Annotated in this window: 18 protein-coding genes; 3 read left to right on the top strand and 15 right to left on the bottom strand. The window is 71.7% G+C overall.

Going from position 1 to position 18957, the window contains the following annotated elements; translation table 11 throughout:
• Positions 1-89 precede the first annotated feature (89 nt).
• The 7 genes from AB0C15_RS06195 to glyA form a co-directional block, all read right to left on the bottom strand.
• Positions 90-911 carry a F0F1 ATP synthase subunit delta gene (locus tag AB0C15_RS06195; RefSeq protein WP_355008062.1) on the bottom strand — a complete coding sequence of 274 codons (822 nt, stop codon included), beginning with the start codon at positions 909-911 and terminating at the stop codon, positions 90-92.
• Entirely contained in the window at positions 911-1450 is a 540-nt protein-coding gene (locus AB0C15_RS06190) for a F0F1 ATP synthase subunit B (RefSeq protein ID WP_196924617.1), read from the bottom strand. Before AB0C15_RS06190 ends, AB0C15_RS06195 begins: the two co-directional genes overlap by 1 nt.
• 32 nt (positions 1451-1482) lie before the next feature.
• The gene (locus AB0C15_RS06185) at positions 1483-1710 is read right to left on the bottom strand and encodes an ATP synthase F0 subunit C (protein ID WP_074314047.1); all 228 of its coding nucleotides are present in this window, start codon (positions 1708-1710) and stop codon (positions 1483-1485) included.
• Positions 1711-1774: 64 nt separating this feature from the next.
• Positions 1775-2572, bottom strand: coding sequence for a F0F1 ATP synthase subunit A (gene atpB, locus AB0C15_RS06180; RefSeq protein ID WP_278147742.1), 798 nt, complete (start codon positions 2570-2572; stop codon positions 1775-1777).
• 11 nt (positions 2573-2583) lie between these two features.
• A complete protein-coding gene (locus AB0C15_RS06175) occupies positions 2584-2820 on the bottom strand; it encodes a hypothetical protein (RefSeq protein ID WP_357349195.1) in 237 nt (78 codons plus the stop codon).
• A 182-nt stretch (positions 2821-3002) separates the two neighbouring features.
• The gene (locus AB0C15_RS06170; protein ID WP_357349193.1) at positions 3003-3428 is read right to left on the bottom strand and encodes a hypothetical protein; all 426 of its coding nucleotides are present in this window, start codon (positions 3426-3428) and stop codon (positions 3003-3005) included.
• The gene (gene glyA / locus AB0C15_RS06165; protein WP_357349191.1) at positions 3421-4710 is read right to left on the bottom strand and encodes a serine hydroxymethyltransferase; all 1290 of its coding nucleotides are present in this window, start codon (positions 4708-4710) and stop codon (positions 3421-3423) included. Before glyA ends, AB0C15_RS06170 begins: the two co-directional genes overlap by 8 nt.
• A gap of 35 nt (positions 4711-4745) precedes the next feature.
• Between glyA and AB0C15_RS06160 the strand changes: the two genes are divergently transcribed.
• Positions 4746-6209 (top strand): SDR family oxidoreductase, encoded by a 1464-nt coding sequence (locus AB0C15_RS06160; protein ID WP_357349189.1) that lies wholly within the window; start codon positions 4746-4748, stop codon positions 6207-6209.
• Between the two features lie 377 nt (positions 6210-6586).
• On the opposite strand, the gene AB0C15_RS06155 is transcribed toward AB0C15_RS06160, so the two are convergent.
• The 4 genes from AB0C15_RS06155 to prmC all read right to left on the bottom strand — a co-directional run bounded on the left by AB0C15_RS06155 (position 6587) and on the right by prmC (position 11011).
• A complete protein-coding gene (locus AB0C15_RS06155; RefSeq protein ID WP_357349187.1) occupies positions 6587-8698 on the bottom strand; it encodes a transglycosylase domain-containing protein in 2112 nt (703 codons plus the stop codon).
• A gap of 106 nt (positions 8699-8804) precedes the next feature.
• On the bottom strand, positions 8805-9416 hold the full coding sequence (locus AB0C15_RS06150; RefSeq protein ID WP_357349185.1) for a phosphotyrosine protein phosphatase: 612 nt from the start codon (positions 9414-9416) through the stop codon (positions 8805-8807).
• A complete protein-coding gene (locus AB0C15_RS06145; RefSeq protein WP_091406475.1) occupies positions 9417-10064 on the bottom strand; it encodes an L-threonylcarbamoyladenylate synthase in 648 nt (215 codons plus the stop codon).
• On the bottom strand, positions 10064-11011 hold the full coding sequence (prmC, locus tag AB0C15_RS06140; RefSeq protein WP_357349183.1) for a peptide chain release factor N(5)-glutamine methyltransferase: 948 nt from the start codon (positions 11009-11011) through the stop codon (positions 10064-10066). Before prmC ends, AB0C15_RS06145 begins: the two co-directional genes overlap by 1 nt.
• A gap of 73 nt (positions 11012-11084) precedes the next feature.
• Between prmC and AB0C15_RS06135 the strand changes: the two genes are divergently transcribed.
• The gene (locus AB0C15_RS06135) at positions 11085-12629 is read left to right on the top strand and encodes a GGDEF domain-containing protein (protein WP_357349181.1); all 1545 of its coding nucleotides are present in this window, start codon (positions 11085-11087) and stop codon (positions 12627-12629) included.
• A 156-nt stretch (positions 12630-12785) separates the two neighbouring features.
• Here AB0C15_RS06135 and prfA read toward each other — a convergent pair whose 3' ends face one another.
• Complete coding sequence (prfA, locus tag AB0C15_RS06130) at positions 12786-13874, bottom strand: peptide chain release factor 1 (protein WP_357349180.1); 1089 nt, start codon at positions 13872-13874, stop codon at positions 12786-12788.
• Between the two features lie 133 nt (positions 13875-14007).
• Positions 14008-14232, bottom strand: a complete 225-nt coding sequence (gene rpmE / locus AB0C15_RS06125) for a 50S ribosomal protein L31 (RefSeq protein WP_130404116.1) — start codon at positions 14230-14232, stop codon at positions 14008-14010.
• Between the two features lie 278 nt (positions 14233-14510).
• On the opposite strand from rpmE, the gene AB0C15_RS06120 reads away from it, so the two are divergent.
• A complete protein-coding gene (locus AB0C15_RS06120; protein ID WP_357349177.1) occupies positions 14511-15407 on the top strand; it encodes an AAA family ATPase in 897 nt (298 codons plus the stop codon).
• 133 nt (positions 15408-15540) lie between these two features.
• Here the strand turns inward: AB0C15_RS06120 and rho are convergent, their stop codons facing one another.
• Together rho and thrB are read right to left on the bottom strand one after the other, a co-directional pair.
• A complete protein-coding gene (gene rho / locus AB0C15_RS06115) occupies positions 15541-17715 on the bottom strand; it encodes a transcription termination factor Rho (protein ID WP_357349175.1) in 2175 nt (724 codons plus the stop codon).
• A gap of 297 nt (positions 17716-18012) precedes the next feature.
• Positions 18013-18957 (bottom strand): homoserine kinase, encoded by a 945-nt coding sequence (gene thrB, locus AB0C15_RS06110; RefSeq protein ID WP_357349173.1) that lies wholly within the window; start codon positions 18955-18957, stop codon positions 18013-18015.

Here is an 18957-nt window from a genome sequence, read left to right as displayed (position 1 = left end):
AATGGCGTCTGTCAATCCGGGCGCTGCGGCGGCGGAGCCGCCCCAACGGTGAGGCGGCGGAACCACCGCATTGCTGGGCGGCGAAGCCGTCAGCGCTTGGCGAGAGCGTTGCGGGTCTCGTTGAGGCGGCGCAGGATGGTGCCGTCGTACAGGTCGGAACCGACCCGGACGCTCACGCCACCGAGAACGGCGGGGTCGACCGTCTGCTTGACGGAGACCTCTCGACCGTATATCGCGGTGAGGCTCGCACCCAGCCGGCGCTCGTCCTCGTCACTCAACGGGGCCGCGACGGTCACGTACGCCACCTGCCGGTCACGCCGGTCGGCGGCCAGCTCGACCAGCCGGGTGAGCGCCCCGCTGAAGGAGCGTCCCCCGAACCCGCCGAGCGCCGCCTCGACGAGGCGGACGGTGACCGGGCGGGCCTTGTCGGCGAGCAGCTCGCGGGCCAGGGTGGCCCGCTGCTCGACCGGGGCGACCGGGTCGGCGAGCGCGTTGCTCAGCGCCGACTGCCCGGAGACGACCTGGCCGAAGCGGAACAGCTCGTCCTCGACCTCGCCCAACTCGCCGGCCTTGTCGGCGCTGGCCAGCAGCGCCTCCACGCCCAGCCGCTCGGTGCCGTCGAGCAGCTCCGACGGTGCCGACCACCGGCCGGCGACCAGCGACACGAGCAGGTCGAGCGCGTCCGCGCCGATCCGCCCGCCGAGCATGTCGCCGAGCAGCGCTCCGCGGTCCTCGCCGGAGCGGGCCGGCTCGGAGAGCGCCCGGCGCAGCCGCGGCTCACGCCGCAGCAGGGTCGCCACGGAGAGGATGGCGTCGGCGGTGGAGGCCACCGCCGACGGCTCCGCGCCGCGGACGTACGCGTCGAGGCGCTCGGCCGCGACCTTGTACGACTCCCGGCTGGCGGCCTGCATCAGCGGGCCCCCGTGCTCTCGAGACCGCTCAGGAACCGGTCGACGGTGCCCTTACGCCGTGCCTCGTCGGCGAGCGACTCGCCAACGATCTTGCTGGCCAGGTCCACCGCGATGGTGCCGACCTCCGTGCGCAGCTCGCGCACGATGGTGGCCCGCTCGGCGGCGAGCGCGTCCTTGCCCGCCTGGATGACCCGGTCGGACTCTTCCCGCGCCTTGGCGAGGATGTCCTGTCGGATGCCCTCGGCGTCGGCCCGAGCGTCGTCACGGATCTTGGCGGCGTCGGTCCGCGCCTCAGCGAGCTGGGCACGGTACTGCTCGAGCAGCTGGTTCGCCTCGGCCTGGGCGGCCTCGGCGCGCTTGATGCCGCCCTCGATCGCGTCGACCCGAGCCTGGAACGTCTGCTCCATGCGCGGGAAGACGAACTTCATCAGCACGAAGCAGAGCACGGCGAAGGCGACCGTGCCGACCACGATCTCCTGCCAGATCGGAATGATCGGGTTGTGGTCTGACTCACCACCCTCGGCGGCGAGGAGGAACAACATGGGTGACCTCCCGGTCGGAAGGGGCGGAATCAGCCGGCCCAGATGAAGCCGAAGGCGATGCCGAACAGCGCGAGCGCCTCGATGACGGCGAAGCCGATCCAGACGTACGGCAGGGTCATGCGCGACGACTCGGGCTGCCGGGCGGTCGACTGGATGTAGGCGGCGAAGACCAGGCCAACGCCGATGCCCGGGCCGATGGCCGCGAGGCCGTAGCCGATGGCGGCGGTGCTGCCCTCTACCGCGGCGACGTAATCCATTAGTGGTTCCTCCTGGTTATCACGCGTGACTCTCACGCGGGACGACAACGGTTGGTGCGGTGGATCAGTGCTCTTCGGCGAGCGCGCCCTGGATGTAGCTGGCGCTCAGCACGGTGAAGACGTAGGCCTGCAACACGATGACGAGCGCCTCGAGGAGGGTCAGCGCCACGGTCATCACCCAGGAGACCACCGAGATCGGCGCCAGCCAGGCGTTGGCGTTGAGCATCGCGAAGCCGCCGAGCGTGAAGACCAGCAGGAGCATGTGGCCGGCGAACATGTTCGCGAAGAGACGAACGGCGAGCGAGAACGGCCGGATGATGAAGGTCGAGAACGCCTCGATCGGGATCAGCAGCGGCAGGATGTACCACGGTGCCGGCGGGATCAGGGCGTGCTTGAAGTATTTGCCGAACCCGTGGTGCCGGATGCCGATGTAGTTGAACAGCACATAGCTGATCACCGCGAGGATCGCCGGGAAGGCGATGTGCGAGTTCGGCGAGATCTGGAAGAACGGGATGATCGCGAACGCGTTCGTCAGCAGCACGAAGCAGAAGAGCGTCGTGAAGTAGGGAGCGAACCGCACGCCCTGGTGCCCGATCATGTCGACCGAGATGTTGTTCCGCACGAAGCCGTAGATCGACTCGGCGAACCACTGCTTCTTGGTCGGCACCAACTTCGGGTTCCGATAGGTCGCCAGGAAGAAGATGATCAAAACGCCGACCGCGAGCCAGATCATCAACGTGAACTTGGTGAACCACGGGGCGTTCTCCGCGCCCCAGGGCACGATCGCGGGCAGGTAGAAGTCGTCCACGCTGGGTGGGAATGCCGCCTGGCCCGCTGCCAGAACGTTCGCCTGTCCGAACACCGTGTCCCTTCCTAAGTAGGCGTGCCGAGCCGACGGACGACGAGGATGATCCCCCCGGTCACGCCGAGCACGACGCCGATCCCGGTGGCGATGCCACCCGTATCGAGCCACTGGTCGACCAGCCAGCCGATGAAACCCCACACGAGCATTCCTCCGATGAGGTAGCTGAGCGCGGTCCAACCCTGACCGGCGCCGGACGGATAATCGTCCGGTTCACCGGCGGGACGGGGGGTTTGGTCACCAGCCATGACGGGGCGAACGATATCAGCCGGGAAGACGAGGCTGTGCCTCACCCCCCGCACAACCGTCGTTGTGTGGGCTTCTCGTGGGCGCCGTCGTCTGTGGGCACGCTACTCCCCTTCCGCCCGTCGGAAAATGACCGGAGGCCGACACATTGCCGCGCGTCCGAAAGATGGGACGACCCGCCAGGTCAGTCGTGCGTCCGACGAGCGTGCACCGTGGTCAGCCACCAGAGGTGCACCGCCGTCCACACTGCCACCCCGGCGACGATGCCGAGGCAGAGAGGGATCAACCCGGCCCAGCCGGTCGACGCGACCGCCACCAGCACCCCACCCAGCACGCTGAACTTCAGCACGTACAGCCCCACCCCGAGCGGCAGCAGCAACTGCGGGTTGACCCGGTCGGCCCGGGCCAACACCACGGTGGTGAGGGTGTAGCTGAGCACCGTGACGCCCACACCGGCCGCCGCGCCGAGCGCAGCCGTCGCGCCACCGGTCACCGCGCCCACCACCGCGGCGACCACGGCGAGCGCCGCCGACGCGGCCAACAGCACCGGCAGGTGCCGCAACCGCCACCGCCTGTCGCTGACCGGCTCGACCACCCCGGGCTCAGCCACGGGGGTACGCCGGGAAAGCCGCGACCAGTTCGGCAACCTCGGCGCCCAGCCGGGTCAACTCGTCTGCCCCGCCCGGAGCCCCGGGATCGGTGCGCACCGCACGGGCGATCAACGTGGCCACCTGGCGCAGATCCCCCTCGCGCATCCCCTGCGTGGTGACGCTCGGGGTGCCCACCCGGATGCCGGAGGCCACCATCGGGGGCTGCGGGTCGTACGGAATGGCGTTCTTGTTCAGGGTGATCGACGCGGCGTCGCAGCGGCGCTCGGCCTCGGTGCCGGTCACCCCCAGCTCCCGCAGGTCGATCAGGGCGAGGTGGGTGTCGGTGCCACCGGACACCGGGCGCATCCCCTCGTCGGCGAGCCCGGCGGCGAGCGCCTGGGCGTTGCTGACCACCTGCCGGGCGTACGTCTGGAACTCCGGCTGGGCGGCCTCGCGCAACGCGACCGCCTTGGCCGCGACGGCGTGCATCAGCGGGCCACCCTGGGTGAACGGGAAGACCGCCTTGTCGATCCGCTGGGCCAGCGCCTCGCGGCACAGGATCATGCCGCCGCGGGGGCCACGCAGCACCTTGTGGGTGGTGGCGCAGACGACGTCGGCGTACGGCACCGGGGACGGGATCGCCCGGCCGGCGACCAGGCCGATGAAGTGCGCGGCGTCCACCATCAGGTACGCGCCGACCTCGTCGGCGATCTCCCGGAACCGCGCGAAGTCGATCAGTCTTGGGTAGGCGGTCGCCCCACAGATGATCAGCTTGGGTCGGTGCGCCCGCGCCAGGTCCCGGACCTCGTCGTAGTCGATCAGCTCGGTGTCCGGCCGGACCGGGTAGCCGACCGGGTGGAACCACTTGCCGGAGAAGTTCACCCGGCTGCCGTGGGTGAGGTGGCCGCCGTGCGGCAGGTCCATCGCCAACACCGTGTCGCCCGGTTGCACCAGGGCGGCGTACGCGGCCAGGTTGGCGCTCGCCCCGGAGTGCGGCTGGAGGTTGGCATGCTCCGCCCCGAAGAGTTCCTTGGCGCGCTCGATGCCGATCTCCTCGGCCCGGTCCACCTCGGCACAGCCGCCGTAGTAGCGCCGGCCCGGATAACCCTCGGCGTACTTGTTGGTGAGCGTCGAACCGAGCGCCGCCAGCACCGCCGGCGAGGTCAGGTTCTCGCTGGCGATGAGCTGCAGGCCGCTCCGCAACCGGTCCAACTCGCCCAGGACCACCCCCGCGATTTCCGGGTCAACGGCCCTGAGCTGCGCGAAATCCGGCCCCCAGAAGGTGCTCGTCTCGGTCTCCACAGCGAACGAGTCTAGGGGGCCGCACACTGGAACCTGTGAGATGCCTCGTCACTGGAGCGACCGGCTACATCGGCGGGCGGCTGACGCCGCTGCTGCTCGCCGACGGGCACACCGTGCGCTGCCTCGCCCGCAAGGCGGTACGGCTGCGTGACGTGCCCTGGGCCTCGGCGGCCGAGATCGTCGAGGGGGACCTGAGCCGACCGGAGACGCTCGCCGCCGCGTTCGCCGACGTGGACGTCGCGTACTTCCTGGTCCACTCGCTGGGCCGGTCCGACTTCGAGGCGGTCGACCGGGCGGCGGCGACCAACTTCGCGGCGGCGGCCCGCGCGGCCGGCGTACGCCGAATCGTCTACCTGGGTGGGCCGGAGCCGGCGACCGACGCCGAGGTCCCCTCCCCGCACCTGCGGTCCCGCGCCGAGGTGGGCCGGATCCTGCTCGCCAGCGGGGTGCCCACCGCGGTGCTCCGCGCCGCAGTGATCATCGGATCCGGCTCGGCGTCGTTCGAGATGCTGCGGTACCTGACCGAGCGGCTGCCTGCCATGATCACTCCGCGCTGGGTCCGCAACCGGATCCAGCCGATCGCGGTCCGCGACGTGCTGCACTACCTGGCCGGTTGCGCCCACCTTCCGGCCGAGGTCAACCGGGGCTTCGACATCGGCGGGCCGGACGTGCTGACCTTCCTCGAGATGATGCAGCGCTACGCGCGGGTGGCCGGGCTGCGGCGGCGGATCATCGTGCCGGTCCGCCCGCTCACCCCGTCGCTCTCCTCGCACTGGGTCGGCCTGATCACCCCGGTGCCGAACAAGATCGCCCGCCCGCTCGTGGAGAGCCTCATCCACGAGGCGGTCGCCCACGAACACGACATCGCCCGCCACGTCCCGGACCCGCCCGGCGGGCTCACCGACTTCGACGAGGCCGTGGCGCTGGCGCTGGCCAAGGTACGCGACGCCCAGGTGGAGACCCGCTGGTCCACCGCGAGCGGCCCGGACGCGCCCGCCGAGCCGCTGCCCAGCGACCCGGACTGGTCCGGCGGCACCGTCTACACCGACGTCCGGGAGCGGACCGTGGACGCCCCACCCGCGGCGCTCTGGCGGGTCGTGGAAGGCGTCGGCGGCGAACACGGCTGGTACTCGTTCCCGCTGGCCTGGTCCATCCGAGGCTGGCTGGACCGGCTGGTCGGCGGGGTCGGGCTACGACGGGGTCGACGCGACCCACACCGACTCCAGGTCGGTGAGGCGCTGGACTTCTGGCGGGTCGAGGAAATCGTCCCCGGCGAGTTGCTGCGACTACGCGCCGAAATGCGGCTACCCGGCCGGGCCTGGCTGGAGATGCGGGTCCTCCCGACCGACGGCGGCCGCAGCCGCTACCAGCAACGCGCGGTCTTCCTCCCGCGCGGCCTGGCCGGGCACGCCTACTGGGGATCGGTGGCACCCTTCCACGCGGTGGTCTTCGGCGGAATGGCCCGCAACATAGCCCGCAACGCCCAAAACCCCAGCTAACAACCCACCCAGCCCCGCGCCGCGTCGCGCAGCGTCGCGCAGCGTCGCGCAGCGCCGCGTCGCCGCGTGCTGCAGCGTCGATCAAGGAGTTGTGGTGCCCCGCAAAAGGGTCTTTTGCGCACCTAACGCCCACCACAAGTCCATGATCGACGCGGTTCGCGCGTCACCCCTCCCATCCCCCCGCGATCTTGCACTTTGTGTTGCCGACTAGTGGGCTTATGCACTATTTGTCACGACAGCAAGTGCAAGATCGGCGGGCCGCAGGGTGGGGCGGAGGGTGAGGGGAGGCCCGCCAAAGGGCGAGGTTGGGCGGGGCGGCGGGGCGGGCGGGGCGGGGCGGGCGGGGCGGGGCGGGCGGGGGCGGGTGGGTGGGTGGGTTAGTTGCCGGCTTGGGGTTGGGGCTGGAAGGCGGTTCGTTGACTCGGCGGGACGAAGTCGCGGATCGGTTGGTCGCGTAGGGCGAACGCGAGCACCTCGCCGACGGCGTTCACCATCTGGGCCTGCACCGCCTGACCGACCGCGTCGCGGGGGTCGTCCGGGTTCGCGGCCATCGAGGCGACCGCCAGCTGCGGGGTGAATGCCACCACCGTCTCCGTCTCGTACCGTTCCGAGCTGCCCGTCTTGCCGGCCACCGGACGGCCGAGCTTCGCCCGCAGGCCGGGTGCGGTGGCACCGTCGCAGCGCCCGTACATCGACTGGTCACCGACCGGGCAGCGGGCCGCGTCGGTGGCTGCCCGGGCCACGTCGGCGTCGAGCACCTGTCGGCAGTCCGGCTTCGCGGCGTCGACCGGCCGGCCCCCCGAGTCGGTGATCGAGACCACCGGCAGCGGTGCGCACCAGGTCCCCTCGGCCGCCACCGTGGCGTACGCGGTGGCCAGGTCCAGCGGGGTGGTCGCCGCCACGCCGAGCGTGAACGGGCCCCAGTCTTTCGCCCCGTAGCGGGCCAGTTTGGCATCGGACTCGGCCCGCAGGACGATGCCGAGCCGTTCGGCCATCTCGACCACCCGGTCGGCGCCGACCTTCTCGGTGAGCCAGGCGAAGTACGTGTTCACCGAGCGGCCGAACGCGCTCCACATGGTGCGGGGACCGTCCATCGACGACGGGCTGGCGTTCGCCGGGCACCACCGTCCGTCGCAGCTCGCCTGCCCGGTCACCGGGAAGCGGGTGAGCAACTGGGTCGGTGCCACGAAGTCGGTCGAGAGCGGCAGGCCGGACTCCAGCGCGGCCAGCAGGGTGAACAGCTTGAACGTCGAGCCGCCCTGGTAGCCCTCGATGGCGCCGCCGCCGGCGATCAACTGGTTCACGGTGTTCGGACGGTTCTTCTGCCCGACCGGGTTGTCCGCCACGCTGTAGGCCCGGTTCACCGACATCGCCAGCACCCGCCCGGTGCCCGGTTGCACCACCGCGGTGGGCACCGCCTCGGCTGTGTTCTTCGGGTAGATCCGCAACACCTGCTCGGTGGTGGTTCGCTGCACCCCCGGGTCCAGCGACGACACGATGGAGAAGCCACCCCGACGCAACGTGCGCTGCCGCTCGTCGGCGGTCGCCCCGAACGCGGACTGACTGCTCCACCAGCGGGTGAACCAGTCGCAGAAGAAGCCCCAGTCGTTGTGCGCGTCGGGCACGCCGGTGCAGTCGTTCGGGGTCTCGCTGGGTCGCAGTTGCAGGGGCTCGGCGCGCGCCGCCGCCGCCGCGTCGGCCGGCACCTGCCCGGACTCCACCAGCCGCTCCAACACGTACGACCGCCGGGCCACCGCGCTGTCGGCGTCACCGTTGATCGGGTCGTCGCTGTCCGGCGAACGCACCAGGCCGGCGAGCAGTGCCGCCTGGGCCAGGGTCAACTCGGCCGGGGACCGGGAGAAGTACCGCTTGCTGGCCGCCGCGATGCCGTACGCCCCGGCACCGAAGTAGGCGATGTTCAGGTAGCGGGTGAGGATCTCGTCCTTGTCGAGTTCCCGCTCCAACGCGAGCGCGTACCGCATCTCCTGGAGCTTGCGGACGGTGGTGAGTTCGGTGGCGGCGTCCCGCTGCGCCTCGGTCAGTCGAGGGTCGTTGCTGAGCACGTTGCGGACGTACTGCATGGTCAGCGTGGAGGCGCCCTGCCGGGTGTGGCCGTCGCGCTTGTTGACGGTGAACGCGCGCACCACGCCGCGCAGGTCGACCCCGCTGTGCTGGTAGAACCGGACGTCCTCGGCGGCCACGATCGCCCGGCGCATCACCGGGGCCACCTCGCGCAGCGGCACGTCCACCCGGTCCTCCTGGTAGAAGGAGGTGATCAGGGTGGTGCCGTCGTTGGCGTAGAGGTTGGAGCGCTGCGCGGTGGGCGGCGTACGGAGTGTGTTGGGCAGCTCCGAGTACGGCGTCGACAGGGCGCTGAAGCCGATCCCGAAGACCATGGCGGCGGGCAGGGCGGCGGCGGCCAGCACCAGCCCGGCCAGCACTCCCGCGATCACCACGGTCAGCAGTTTCTCGAGTCGGGCCCGGATCATCAGCTCTCCCCGCAGGAGCCGGTCACGCTAGGACCCGTTCAGAATGACCCGGAACGCCCCTTTAGCCCCGGGTTTTGGGCAAACCCGGAGGAAACTCGCACCGTGCTCAGGGCAGCAGCACGCCGGCCAGCGGGTGGACCGTCTCCTCGATCTCGTCGGCGACCCGGCTGAAGCACTGGTCGCCACGACCCCACGGGTCGTCCAGATCATCGGTGGGCAGCGCCGAGGTGCCCAGCCGCGCTTCGTGAGCCGCCGCCACCAGGGCCACCCCTCGGGCGTACACGGCCTCCGGGGTGGCGTCACCAGGCGGCAGCGCGGCAGCGTCCACCGCAGCCAGCAGCCGGCCGAACTCGCCGAGCACGAACGTGCGGGCCGCCGCGTCCGGACGAAGCGCCACCACGTACTCCTGCTGGTCGGCGGTGGCGGTCAGGACCAGGTCGGCGGCGTCGATGTGATCCGAGCGCAGCTTGCGCGCGGCGAACCCCTCCACGTCCCCACCACGGCCGGTGACCTGCCGCGCGGCCGGCGGGTTCATCTCCTCGCCCGCGTGCCAGCCGCCCGTACCGGCGCTGTGGCTGTGCACCAGTTCCTCGGCCAGGGCTGGGTCCTGCGTGCGCCGGGTCAGCCGCTCCCGCACCGCCAGGGCGAGCAGCCGCTCCGCCATCGGCGAGCGGCAGATGTTGCCCATGCAGACGTGCAGAACCGTGAACGGGGGCACTCAGACCGCCCGACCGTCGACGAGATCCGGAACAACGTCGCGCAGCTTCTCCAAAGGGATCGCCCCGGCCCGCAGCAACTGCGGCACCTCACCGGTCAGATCCACGATCGTGCTGGGCACCGGGTCCGGGCAGGGCCCGGCCTCCAGATAGGCCCGCACCGAGTAGCTGAGCTGGTCACGCGCCTCATCGGCGGTGACCGCGGCCGGCTGGCCGGTCTTGTTCGCCGACGAGACCGCCATCGGGCCGGTCTCGCGCAGCACCTCCAGCGCCACCGGGTGCAGCGGCATCCGCACCGCCACGGTGCCGGTCTTGTCGCCCAGGTCCCACTGCAGGCTCGGCGAGTGCTCGACCACGATCGTCAGCGCACCCGGCCAGAACGCCTCCACCAGATCCCGTGCGGCGGTGGGCAGCGAGAACACCAGCCCGTCGAGGGTGTGCCGCGAGCCGATCAGCACCGGCGGCGGCATCTGCCGGCCCCGGCCCTTGGCATCGAGCAGCGCCTTCACCGCGTACGGGGTGAACGCGTCAGCGCCGATCCCATACACCGTGTCCGTCGGGAGAACGACCAGCTCGCCGTTCTTGACCGCCTCGATCGCCGCAGCGATGCCGCGGTCCCGATCGGCGGGCGATCGGCAGTCGTAGAGCATCACGAGGAGTCAGTCTGCCACGCCGCCCCGATCGGGGCGTGCTGGCCGTCCGCCCGTCGGGACGCGGTCGCGTAGCGGGGACGCCCGGTGAGGTCCAGATGCTCCGCGACAGCGGTGAAGCCGCCGTCCTCGGCGAGTAGGTCGGGCACCGCGGCGCCATGGGTGTCGTCGTGCTCGACGCCGAACCCGCCCCCCGGGCGTAACAGCACGGCCGCCCGGGCGACGACCGGCCGGATCACCACCAGGCCGTCGGCGCCGCCGAAGACCGCCTCCGCCGGGTCGTGCCCGGCCACCTCCGGCGGGACCACCACCTCGTCCGGCACGTACGGCGGGTTGCAGAGCAGCACGTCCACCCGGCCGACCAGCTCCGCCAGCAGGTCCGGGGCGGTCACGTCGGCCTGGACCACCTCGATCGGCCGGTCCCCCGCCGCCGCCCGTTCCGCCGCGTTGCGCCGCAACCAGGCCAGCGCCGCCGGGGACCGCTCCACCGCGATCACCCGCGCCCCCGGCACCTCCTGGGCAACCGCCAGGGCGATCGCGCCGGAGCCGCTGCACAGGTCCACCACCACCGGGTCGGGCCGGTCCAGGGCCTGCTCGACGCCCCAACCGGCCAACAGCTCGGTCTCCGGCCGGGGCACGAAGACACCCGGGCCGACCGACAGCTCCAGGTGCCGGAACCCGGCCCGACCGGTCAGGTGCTGCAACGGCTCACGCGCGACGCGACGACGGGTCAGCTCGTCGAGCCGCGCCAACTCGTCGTCACCGAGGGCGTCGGCGAGAGCCAACCGACCCCGGGGAACCCCCAGCACGTACGCCGTCAGCACCTCGGCCTCCACCCGGGCCGAGCCGACCCCGGCGGCGGCGAGCGCGCGGGCCGCCCGGGCCACCGCGGCGGACGGCCGGATGGGGCCTGTCCCTTCGGGGGGGTGTTGCGGTAAAGTACTCACGACATAATCATGAAGCGTCGCGGGCGACGCGACGAACAGGTGCGCCCAGGCGCGCACGACAGGAGGTTGGCTGGTGGGCTGGCTCGACCGGGTCGATGACCAGGTTGACGCCCTCACGCACGCCCGGGCGTTGCAGGAGGCCAGCCGTTCCGCGGAGTCGTACGTCCTGCTGGAGCGTGTGATCCGCACCACCAACGACCCGGCGGCGCGGGCGGACGCCATGGTGCAGCGCCTCTCCGCGCTGATCAATCTCGGTCGGACGGCGGAGTTCACCCGGGCCATCGAAGAGGCGTCCGCGGCGGTCCGCGACCTCGCCGAGCCCTATCTGCACGGTCACCTCAACGCGCTCACCGCGCTCGCCGCGCACCACCAGGGGGCACTCGACCGCTGCGTCATGCACCTCGTCCGAGCGGCCCGGGCGCTGGGCGCCGTCGCCGACCCGGACCGCGACACCGCCTGGGGCTGGCACGACCTGGCCATGGCCTACAGCTACCTCAGCTTCCACGGGTACGCCCTGGGCGCCATCGAGAGGGCCCGACAGCTCGGGCTGACCGCCGGGATCCCCGAGGAGACGTTCGCCGCGCCGGGAATCCGGCTGCGCAACGCCGTGGCCCTGGATCACAACGGCGACAGCGACGGGTGCCTGCGGGTGCTCCGGGACGTGTCCGCCGATCTGGTCCGCTTCGTGCGCAGCGGCCGGGCCGGCCAACTACGCCCGAGCAGCCTCGCCGCGTACGGCTACGCGGCGGCCCGACAGGCCGCGCTCGGCGATCAGGTGGCGACCGAAGGCCCGGAGCCGACCCGGTTGATCAGCCACGGTGGGGACAGCGCCCGCGCCCGCGACCTGCGTCAGCTCGGGCAGGTGTGCCTCGCCGTCGCCGACGGCCGGCCGATCGAGGCGGTAGCCCGGTTGGACACCGTCCAGGTGTCGAACGAGACGCTCGGGGCGGCCGAGCCGGCCCGGCTGCGCAGCATCGCGCTGACCCGCGCCGGGGACCACCTGGCGGCACACCGGGCCGACCGGCTGGCGTTCCGACTCGCCGCGCAGCGCAACGACCGGCTGCGGGACGTCTACATCGACGGCATCGCCGCTCGCATCGACCACGAGGAGATGCGCCGCGAGGCGGCGCGCTTCGAGGGCGAGGCGTTGACCGACCCGCTCACCGGGCTACCCAACCGTCGCCGGCTGGAGCGGTACATCACCGCCGTGGTCACCCGTGGCGAACGGGTGGTGATCGGCGTCTGTGACCTGGACGGCTTCAAGGCGGTCAACACCCGGCACGGGCACCACTCGGGCGACCTGGTGCTGCAACGCATCGCCGGTGTGATCAACCGGGTGATGCGCCGGGGCGACTTCGTGGCCCGCTACGGCGGCGACGAGTTCGTGGTGGTCCTGCCGGACACCGGCATGACCGAGGCCACCGAGGTGGCACGCCGGATCGAGGCCGCGGTCCGCCTGGAGGACTGGGAGTCGTTGGTGCCGGGCACCCCGGTCGGGGTGAGCATCGGCTTCGCCGAGGTCTCCGGTGGCAGCGGGCTGCGCGACGCGCTCAGCGTCGCGTTCGAGCAGGCCGACCGCGAGATGCTCCGCGCCAAGACCCGCCCGCGCGCGAGCTGATCGCCCCGCCGGGGTCGATCAAGGAGTTGTGGTGCCCCACGAAACCCCCACGACACGACAATCCACCCACCACAACTCCATGATCGACGAGGGCCGTCGTGGGTTCGCGGGCACTCGCCGTCAGCGGACCGACCAGGGCCGTGGTGGGGCTCGCGGTCAGCGGCGGGTCAGCTCGGTGTCGCCGGCGAGCCGGGCGGCCCGGTCGGCCTCGGTGAGCGCGTCCAGCACCCCGTCCAACTCGCCGCCGAGCGCCAGATCCAGGTTGTACGCGGTGTAACCGATCCGGTGGTCGGTGATCCGGTTCTGCGGGAAGTTGTAGGTGCGGATCCGCTCCGAACGGTCCACGGTGCGCACCTGGGCCTTGCGCGCGTCCGAGGCGGCGGCGTCGGCCTGCTCCTGCGCGGCGGCGAGCAGCCGGGCCCGCAGGATCCGCATCGCCTGCTCCCGGTTCTGCAACTGGGACTTCTCGTTCTGGCAGGAGACCACGATGCCGGTCGGCAGGTGGGTGATCCGCACCGCCGAGTCGGTGGTGTTCACCGACTGACCACCGGGGCCCGACGAGCGGAACACGTCGATGCGCAGTTCGTTCTGGTCGATCGTGACGTCGACGTCCTCGGCCTCCGGCAGCACCAGCACCCCGGCGGCGCTGGTGTGGATCCGGCCCTGCGACTCGGTCACCGGGACACGCTGCACCCGGTGCACGCCACCCTCCCACTTGAGCCGCGACCAGACGCCGTTGCCGCCGTCCGGAACACCCTTGGTCTTGATCGCCAGGGAGACGTCCTTGACCCCGCCGAGGTCGGAGTCCTGTGCGTCGATCACCTCGGTGACCCAGCCGTGCCGCTCGGCGTACCGGGTGTACATCCGCAACAGGTCACCGGCGAACAGCGCGGACTCCTCGCCACCCTCACCGGCCTTGATCTCGACGATCACGTCCTTCGCGTCGTGCGGGTCGCGCGGGATGAGCAGCTCGGCGAGGCGCTCCTCCAGCACCGGCAGGGACCCGGCGATGGAGTCCGCCTCAGCCGCGAAGGACGGGTCCTCGGCGGCGAGCTCGCGGGCCGCGGCCAGATCGGCGCGGGCCTGCTCCAACTCGGCGGCGGCCTTGTTCAGCGGCACCAGCTCCGCGTACCGGCGGCCGACCCTGCGCGCGGTGGCCTGGTCGGCGTGGATGGTCGGATCGGCCAACCGCTTCTCCAGCTCCGCGTACTCGTCGAGAAGGCCGGCCAGACGCTCGCTGCTCATGCTGCGGATGCTCCTTCGACGGTGCGCGACGACCCGGCTGGGCGGCAGGCCAGCGGCCGGGCGGAAAACGGGGGAAAAACACGGACGGCGCCCGCGTCCGGTGGAAAACCGGACGCGGGCGCCGAACGAGGAGTTACTTGGCCTTCTTCGCCTGAACCTTGGCGTACTTCTGCTGGAACTTCGCGACCCGGCCGGCGGTGTCGAGAACGCGCTGCTTACCGGTGTAGAACGGGTGGCAGGCGCTGCAGGTCTCGGCGTGGATCGCCCCGCCCTTGGCGGTGCTGCGGGTCGTGAACGTGTTGCCACAGGAGCAGGTGACCTCGGTGGTCACGTACTCCGGGTGGATGTTTGCCTTCATCTCGCCTCGGTCCTCTCGTTGGTGGTCGCCGGGTCGCCGTCACCGCTCGTCGCGCCGTACGCGACGGGCTCGGGCGTGAACCGGAACCGGTGGCCGATTGACCAGTGTGCCATGGGCCTGAGCCGACCCGGTAATCGGGCCGCACACCTCGTCCGGCATCGTCAACACGTGCCTACCCGTCCGCATTCCCTCCCACTGACCGGGCATTCGCGCACCCGGCGGCCCATCGCCGGGTACCCCGTCGGGGGTACGCGCGTCGAGCCGGAGGTGCGCCGCGCATGAGCCGCCTGATCGCCACCCGGGGCCTGCCCGCGTCGGGCAAGACGACGTTCGCCCGAACCCTCCAGCCGTCCGTCTCGCGGGTCAACCGGGACGACCTGCGCCGCATGCTGCACGGCGAGCGGCTTCTCACCCGGTGGGCCGAGGCGCAGGTGACCGTCGTACAGCAGGCTCAGGTCGAGGCGCTGCTGCGGGCCGGCGCGGACGTCTGCGTGGACGACACCAACCTGCGTGCGCGGACCCTGCGGGGCTGGGTCGACCTGGCCGCCCGCCACGGCGCGGATTTCGAGGTGCACGACTTCACCGACGTGCCACTTGACGATTGCCTGCGCCGCGACGCCGCGCGGCCGACCGACGAGCAGGTCGGGGCGGACGCGATCCGCCGGCTGCACGAGCGTTACCTGCGGGGGCGGACACTGCCGTTGCCGGTGCCGACGGCCCGCACCGGAGGCCCCGCTGTGGTGCACCCGCCGTCGACCGACCCGTCGGAGATCGTGCTGGTGGACATCGACGGCACCGTCGCGCTCGCCGTCTCCCGCAGCCCGTACGACATGACCCGGGTGGGCCAGGACCACCCGAACAAAGCGGTGATCGCTGCGGTCCGGGCGATGCACGCCGCCGGGTACGGGGTGGTCTTCTGCTCGGGGCGGGACGCGTCTGCCCGCGCCGCCACCGAGGCGTGGCTGGCCCGGCACGTACGGGTGCCCTACCTGGGCCTGCACCTGCGTGCCGTCGGCGACTCCCGGAAGGACTCGATCGTCAAACGGGAGATCTACGACCGGGAGATCCGGGCCCGTTACCGGGTGGTCGGCGTCTTCGACGACCGCGTCCAGGTGGTCCAGATGTGGCGATCCCTCGGCCTCACCGTCTTCCAGGTGGCCGACGGCGACTTCTGAGGGTTCGGGACACCGGACAGCGCTCGGGACCCCGGACCTGGCTCGGGGGCACAGGGACAGTGCCCGGTGCACCGGACATGGCGAAGGGGCACGGCCGCGACGGCCGTGCCCCTTCGTGGTCACCCGGGGATGGTTACTCCCCCGGCGTCGACTTCGCGATCTGCATCAGGAACTCGATGTTCGTGCGGGACTGCTTGAGCCGGTCCAGCAGGAGATCCATCGCGGCCTGCGAGTCCAGCGAGTGCAGTACCTTCCGGAGCTTGTGGATGATGGCCAGCTCCTCCGGTGCGAGCAGGACCTCTTCCTTACGCGTACCGGACGGGTTGATGTCGATGGCCGGGAAGGTCCGCTTGTCGGCGATCTTCCGGTCCAGCTTCAACTCCGCGTTGCCGGTGCCCTTGAACTCCTCGAAGATGACCGTGTCCGCCATGGACCCGGTCTCCACCAGCGCCGTGGCGATGATGGTCAGCGACCCGCCGTTCTCGATGTTGCGGGCCGCGCCGAGGAAGCGCTTCGGCGGGTAGAGCGCGGTGGAGTCGATACCACCCGACATGATCCGGCCGCTGGCCGGCGCCGCCAGGTTGTACGACCGACCGAGCCGGGTCACCGAGTCGAGCAGCACGACGACGTCGTGTCCAAGCTCGACCAGGCGCTTGGCCCGCTCGATGGCCAGCTCGGCCACCGTGGTGTGGTCCTGCGGCGGACGGTCGAACGTGGCCGCGATGACCTCGCCCTTGATCGACCGCTGCATGTCGGTGACCTCTTCAGGCCGCTCGTCGACAAGCACCACCATCAGGTGGCACTCCGGGTTGTTGCGGGTGATCGCGTTCGCGATCGCCTGCAGCACCATCGTCTTACCGGCCTTGGGCGGCGACTGGATGAGTGCCCGCTGACCCTTGCCGATCGGCATCACCAGGTCGATGACCCGGGTGGTCAGGATGTGCGGCTCGGTCTCCAGCCGCAGGCGCTCCTGCGGGTAGAGCGGAGTGAGCTTGTAGAACTCCGGACGACGCCGCGCCTCCTCCGGCTCCATCCCGTTGATGGTGTCCAGCCGCATCAGCGGGTTGTACTTGTCGCGCCGCTGGTCACCGCTGTTGCCACCCTCGCGGGCTGCCCGCACCGCACCGGTGATCGCGTCACCGCGGCGCAGGCCGTACTTCTTGATCTGGGACATCGAGACGTACACGTCGTTCGGGCCGGCCAGGTAGCCGGTCGTCCGTACGAAGGCGTAGTTGTCGAGCACGTCGATGATGCCGGCCACCGGGACGAGCACGTCGTCCTCGCTGACCTGCGGCTCACGGCCGCCGGTCTCGGCACCACCCTCGGTGCGCTCGCCGCGCCCGCGGCGACGGTCCCGGAAACGGCTGCGCCGGCCGCGCCGGCCGCCACCCTCGTCGTCGTCGTCGCTGTCCCGCTCGACGCGCTGGCCACGGTCGTTGCGGTCGTTGCGGTCGTTGCGATCCGGTCGGTCGTTGCGCTCGGCCCGCTCACCGCGGTCGGCACGCTCGCCCCGGTCGTTGCGCTCGCCCCGGTCGGCACGCTCGCTACGGTCGTTGCGCTCGCCCCGGTCGTTGCGGTCGCCCCGCTCGGCGCGCTCGCCCCGGTCCGCACGCTCGCCACGGTCCGCACGCTCGCCCCGCTCGGCACGCTCGCCCCGCTCGGCACGGTCCGCGCGCTCGCCACGCTCGGAACGGTCCCCACGGTCAGCACGCTCGGCACGCTCGGAACGGTCCGCGCGCTCGCCACGGTCGCGGCGGTTCTCGCCACGGTCGGCACGCTCGCCGGTCTCCGCCTCGTCGGTGCGCGTCTCGGTCGCACGCGTCTCGGTCGCACGCGTCTCGGTCGCACGGGCCTCGGTCGCACGGGCCTCGGCGGGACGCGCCTCGGTCGCACGGGCCTCCGCCGTCGCGGTCCGGCTCCGCCGGGTACGGCTACGGCCCTCGGTCTCGGCGGCCGGCTCGGCTGGTGCCTGCTCGGCACGCCCTTCGGCTGCCGGCCGGTCGGCGGTCTCCCGCACCTCGGCGCGCACCCCCTCACGGGTCGGGGCGGCCGCGGCCGCGACCTCGGCCCGTGGTCGAGGGGTCCCGGCGGCGTTGCCGCCCTGCCGCTCGGAGATCGCGGCGATCAGCTCGCCCTTGCGCATGCGAGCCGTGCCGGAGATGCCGAGCGACGCAGCCAGGCTCTGCAGCTCTGGCAGCAGCATCGCCGACAGACCGGTGCCGCTACGCCGACGACGGGCGGGAGCGGCGGTGGTGGCATCGCCAGCGACGTTGGAAACATCCGACGTCACGTCGGTGGTGTCGCTCAATGGAATCCTTCCCTCGATAAGGCCGGGACTGCCCGGAGTCGGAGCTCAGGTGGCCGGGCGGCCTCGGTGCACCCGCCTCGCAAGGACGCGTCGCGGGAGTCTGTGACACAGCAGCCGGTCGGTATCCCGACTCACCAACGTCGGTGAGCAGGTCTCGCCGTCTGCGGCGACCTGTGGAAACTGCGGTGCGGCGTGGGCCTTTGGCAGGGGTGGACGGGCTGACCGCCGAGAGCTTCGGGGGTGCGCCGCCCCGCAGGAGATCGCGTGCTTCGCGGCTGTGCTAGGTCTAGAGCGTAATCAACTCTTCCGACCTGCGGCAACAGGGCCCCGCTCGGCGTGTCCAAGTCTACCCCGTGCGGCCCGCGCGCCGCTGACGTCTATCGGTAACTGCCAGATCTCCCAGTCTGTTCCCACTGGGAAGCCCGGTGGAGGCTCGCTGAGCGCCAGCACAGTTGGCCCCGCCCCACTGACCACAGCCGCCACACCTGCCGCTCGCAACGCGCTGACCAGGGAAGATGTGTCTGGCATCCCGGCTGCGCGGTAATCCTGGTGGAGTCGGTCGACGGTCGCCGGCAGCAGCAGGGACGGGTCCGTGGTGAGCGCGTGCACCAGCAGCGCTGCCCGCCCGGCGGTCAACGCGGCGTCACCATGCGGCACGGTGGCCGGCAGCGCCGCGCGTGCGATCGCGGTCAATCCGCGTTCCGTCGGGACGAAGACGGTGGGCCGCACCGCGTCGGCGACCGGCAGCGAGACCGCCCGGGCGCCGCCCGGCTCGGACCAGGCCACCGTGAAACCGCCGAGCAGGCACGGTGCCACATTGTCGGGGTGGCCCTCGATCTCGGCGGCCAGCCGGAGCGCGCCGGCATCGTCGAGGCGCTGCTCCCCGTCGACGACGAGGGCACGGGCCAGCAACACCCCGGCGACGATCGCAGCGGACGAGGAGCCCAGCCCACGCGCCTGCGGGATCCGGTTGACGCACTCCACGCTCAGCCCCTCGGGGTGGGCCCCGAGCACGTCGAACGCGGCGCGCATGGCCTGCACGACCAGGTGGCGGTCGTCGTCGGGCAGCTCACCGGCGCCCTGCCCGGTCACTGTCACCCGGACACCACCCGAGGTGACCTCGGCGGCCACGTCGTCGTAGAGCCCGAGGGCGAGACCCAGCGCGTCGAAGCCCGGGCCCAGGTTGGCGCTGGTCGCGGGGGTCCGGACCCGGACCGGCCCGGCGGTGAAGTTCGTCGGCAC

Source organism: Micromonospora sp. NPDC048835 (assembly GCF_040649995.1).
Classification (GTDB): Bacteria; Actinomycetota; Actinomycetes; order Mycobacteriales; family Micromonosporaceae; genus Micromonospora.
The sequence above is the reverse complement of the archived record's forward strand: the minus strand, read 5'-3'. Positions and strand labels throughout refer to the sequence as shown.